A 4,579-nucleotide genomic window follows, 5' to 3' on the forward strand; every position below is an offset into this window, starting at 1 on the left:
CGAGAAATCACCCGCCGCCAGCTTGTGCGTGCCTTCCACCAGGCGCTTAACCGGCGCCAGCAGGCCGCGCGCCAGCGGGAAGGTGGCGAGCGCCGCAAGCAGGGTAGAAAGCGCGACAATCAACCAGCTGGTCTGACGCTGCTGGCGGTCAAAGTTGATGTCGGTGTTGCGCGTCAGCCGCTCGACCGGGGAGGCGATAACCCAGCCCACCGTGGCGCCGTTCGAGGTAATGGCGCGCTTTGTGCCGTCCGGCGGTACCGGAGAGCGTGGGCCAACGAGCACGCGCATCTCCTGATCAATTACCCAGAACTGGGTGCGCCAGCCGTGCGGCGGCATGCCCGGTCCCGGACGGTCGTCGTCATTATCGTGCTCCAGCGAGCGCAGAATTTGAAATATAAAGCGATCGTTGTTGCGCAGAAAACGCCAGTTACCGTGCAGGCTATACTGTTCCCCCAGCGCGTCGCTTAAGCCCTGTAAACGCTGTTCGTTACCGTGCTTGATGTAGTCAATAAAGCCGCGCTCAAAGCTGACCCGCACCGCCCAGTGCATAGTAATCAGCAGGACGATACAGGTGGCGAAAATCGCCACAAAAAGCTTACCGGTGATCCCCGGACGCCAGAATTTCATGGTGCACTCCTTTTGCCGCGTCGGATCACGACGTTTTTGGTCGTGTCATTCGGCACTCTGGCAAAGATAAAAGCGGGCAGAGCGATAATTACCGCCATGCTGAGGTAAGTGTATAAAAAGACCTGATGCGCGACGGGGGTGTCGGCGCTGAGATGGTGCTGACCGTACATGCCGAGCAGCAATCCGGCAACCGTGACCCCCACGCTCATGGAGAGCTGCATGATCATCGACAGCAGACTGTTACCACTGCTTGCCAGCTCGTCCGGCAGATCTTTCAGCGTCAGGGTGTTCATCGACGAGAAGCGCATGGAGTTGATGATCCCCTGGCAGAACAGCACCAGCGGCAGGATGTAGTACCAGCCCAGCAGCGCCACGGCCATAAACAGCAGGCAGACCAGCGCCAGCCCGATCGTGGCGGCCACCAGCACGCGGCGATAGCCAAAGCGGTTCACCACCTGCACCACAATACGCTTCATCCCCATGCTGCCAAGTACCATCGGGATCATCATCAGCCCGGCATGGAACGGCGAGAAGCCCATCCCAATCTGTAAAAATACCGGCGTCATAAACGGCAACATGCCGCTGCCGATGCGTCCGGCAAAGCTGCCGAACAGACCAAGACGGTAGGTGGGATTCTTGAACAGATTCAGGCTGAACAGCGCGTTAGCGTTACCTCTGGCATGCCACAGATACCAGAGAATGGCGGTGACACCCAGCGCTACCAGCAGGGCGAGCGACAGGGAGGAGATCCCCAGCCCTTTTTGCCCGTCGAGCGCGAGGGTAAGCGTCGCCATGCCAGCTGCCAGCAGGATGAAGCCAAAGAAATCAAAGCGCCGGGTCTGCATTTTATAGTTCGGCATCAGCGTCAGGGTGGCAATCGCGCCGATAATACCGACCGGCAGGTTGATCAGGAAGATCCAGTGCCAGGAGACATACTCCACCAGAATCCCGCCCAGCGCCGGGCCAAGCAACGGGCCGACCTGACCGGGCAGGGTGACGAAGGTCATCGCCGCCATATACTGCGCGCGCGGAACAATTTTCATCACCGTTAACCGCCCGACGGGTACCATCATCGCGCCGCCGACGCCCTGTAGCACGCGCGCCATCACCAGCTGGTCGAGGGTATTGGCCTGGGCGCAAAACAGCGACCCGGTGGTAAACAGCACAATGGCGGTGAAGAAGATGTTTCGCACGCCGACTTTATCCGCCAGCCAGCCGCTGGCAGGCAGCATCACAGCGACCGTCAGCACGTAGGCGACAATCACCATATGCATGTGCAGCGGGCTCTCCCCCAGGCTTTTCGCCATCGAGGGGAGGGCGGTGTTCACGATAGTCGTGTCCAGCGACTGCATAAAGAAGCCGAACGCGACGATCCACAATTGCCAGCGAACGTTACTGGGTAGGTCGGTCATTTACTCGGTCACCGTGGTTCTCTTTTTACGCGAAAAACGCAGCCGCAGGCGGTCAAAGAACAGATAGACTACCGGCGTCGTGTAGAGCGTCAGCAGCTGGCTCATCACCAGGCCGCCAACGATCGTGATCCCCAGCGGCTGGCGTAGTTCAGAGCCGTCACCGCCGGATATGACCAGCGGCAGCGCGCCGAACAGCGCGGCCAGCGTGGTCATCATGATCGGGCGAAAACGCAGCAGACAGGCCTGGAATATCGCCTCGTCCGGCGTCAGGTTGCCGTTGCGCTGGGCGTCCAGGGCAAAGTCGACCATCATTATCGCGTTTTTCTTCACGATGCCAATCAATAGCATGATCCCGATAAGCGCGATAAGACTGAATGGGGCACCGAACAGCTCCAGCGCCAGCAGCGCCCCCACGCCCGCAGAGGGAAGCGTGGAGAGAATGGTCAACGGGTGCACGTAGCTTTCGTACAGCACGCCCAGCACGATATAAACCGTGGCAATGGCCGCCAGAATCAAAATAACCTGCGAGTTCATGGTGTCCTGGAACACCTGCGCCGTACCGGCAAAGCTGCCGCGCACCGAGGAGGGCACCCCGAGCTGGGTCATGGCGCGATTAATGGCATCGCTGGCCTCAGACAGCGACGAGCCGGTTGGCAAGTTAAACGAGACGGTCGAGGCGGCGGAAAGCCCCTGGTGGTTCACCGACAGCGGGGCGTTCGACGGCTGCCAGCTGGCGAAGTACGACAGCGGAATCGCCTTACCGTCATCATTGATCACAAACATCTTGTCCAGCGCGCTGATGTCCTGGGTGTAGCGCGGATCCACCTCCATCACCACCTTGTACTGGTTCATCGGCTGATAGATGGTAGAGACTTCACGCTGCCCGAAGGCGTTGTTCAGCAGGCTGTTGGCCGCCTCCACGTTAATGCCCAGGCGGGCCATGGTTTCACGATCGTAGGTGAGCGCCATCTCCGCACCGTTGTTTTGGCTGTCAGAGTTCACGTCCGCCAGCTGCGGCAGCGCGGCCAGCGCTTTACGGATCTTCGGCTCCCACTCGCGCAGGGCGGCTAAGTCATCCGAGAGCAGGGTGTACTGATAGCTGGCGTTAGCCTGTCGTCCGCCGACGCGGATATCCTGAACGGCCATCAAAAACAGATTTGCCCCCGGCTCTTTGGCAAGCTTCAGCCGCAGGCGGTCAATGATCTGCTGCGCCGTTTCGTGACGTTCACCGCGCGGCTTAAGGGTAATAAACATCATCCCGCTGTTAACGCGCGAGCCGCCGGTAAAGCCGGTGACGTTATCCACGGCCGGATCTTCCCGGATGATTTTCATAAAGTCTTGCAGTTTGCCGCGCATCGCCTGGAACGAAATGCTCTGGTCCGCCTGAATACCGCCCATCAGCACGCCGGTATCCTGCTCCGGGAAGAAGGTTTTCGGGATAGTGATATACATCCAGACGTTGAGGACGATGGTGCCGATCAACACCAGCCCGACAATACGCGTGTGGTTCAGCACCCATTTCAGCGATTTGCCGTAGCCGGACTGCATCGCCATCAGGACGCGGCCAAAGCCTTTCCTGCGCGGCTGCGAGTGCGGTTGGCTGCGCTTTAGCATCCAGCCGCACATCATCGGCGTCAGCGTCAGCGAAATCACCAGTGAGATACCAATGGCGACGGAGAGCGTGACGGCAAATTCGCGCAGCAGTCGCCCCGGCAGGCCGCCCATCAGCAGCAGCGGCAGGAATACCGCCACCAGCGACAGGCTCATGGACAGGACCGTGAAGCCCACTTCGCGCGTCCCCTGAAGCGCCGCCTGGAGCGGCTTCATGCCCGCTTCCAGATGGCGCGAGATATTCTCCAGCACCACGATGGCGTCATCCACCACAAACCCGGTGGCAATCGTCAGCGCCATCAGCGACAGGTTGTTAAGGCTAAAGCCGCACAGGTACATGGCGGCAAAGGTGCCTATCAGCGATACCGGCACCGCCACCGCCGGGATCAGCGTCGCGCGCCCCGAGCGCAGGAACAGGAACACCACCAGGATCACCAGCGCGACGGAGATGATCAGCGTTTGCTCTACCTCCTCAAGCGAGGCGCGGATGGTGGGGGAGCGGTCCTGCGCAATCTGGAGATCGATGGCCGCCGGAATCGTTTCCTGAAGCTCCGGCAGGCGCGCGCGGATGCTGTTCACCGTCTGAATGATGTTGGCTTCCGGCAGCTTGCGGATCATCAGCAAAATCGCCGGTTTGGCGTTGGTCATCCCGGCGTTACGCACGTCCTGCACCGAATCGGTGACGCTGGCGACGTCGCTCAGGCGCACCGCCGCGCCGTTGTTGTAGTGAATAATCAACGGCTGATACTCGGCGGCGGTTTTCAGCTCGTCGTTAGTCTGGATCTGCCAGCGGTGGCTGTTGTCCTCAATCGCGCCCTGCGGCTTACGCACGTTGGCGTTGCTGATGGCGGAACGCACGTCGTCCAGCGACACGCCCTGGTTAAACAGCGCCTGCGGATTCAGCCCCACGCGCACGGCGGGCAGGGAGC

The 4,579-nt window shown here is 60.4% G+C and carries 2 protein-coding genes and 1 pseudogene; all 3 read right to left on the reverse strand.

The window, feature by feature from the left end; translation table 11 throughout:
* A pseudogene (locus DD606_RS23800) lies at nucleotides 1-627 on the reverse strand (two-component system sensor histidine kinase BaeA); the annotation flags it as partial.
* Nucleotides 624-2,039: an MFS transporter gene (locus tag DD606_RS23805; protein ID WP_116290953.1), complete on the reverse strand. Its 1,416-nt coding sequence runs from the start codon at nucleotides 2,037-2,039 to the stop codon at nucleotides 624-626. The pseudogene DD606_RS23800 and the gene DD606_RS23805, both read right to left, overlap by 4 nt.
* Nucleotides 2,040-4,579, reverse strand: a 2,540-nt coding sequence (locus tag DD606_RS23810; RefSeq protein WP_129259286.1) for an efflux RND transporter permease subunit, incomplete at its 5' end; no start/stop codon positions are given.

Origin of the sequence: Enterobacter cloacae complex sp. GF14B, from assembly GCF_004136805.1 — a bacterium.
GTDB lineage: Bacteria > Pseudomonadota > Gammaproteobacteria > Enterobacterales > Enterobacteriaceae > Enterobacter > Enterobacter hormaechei_C.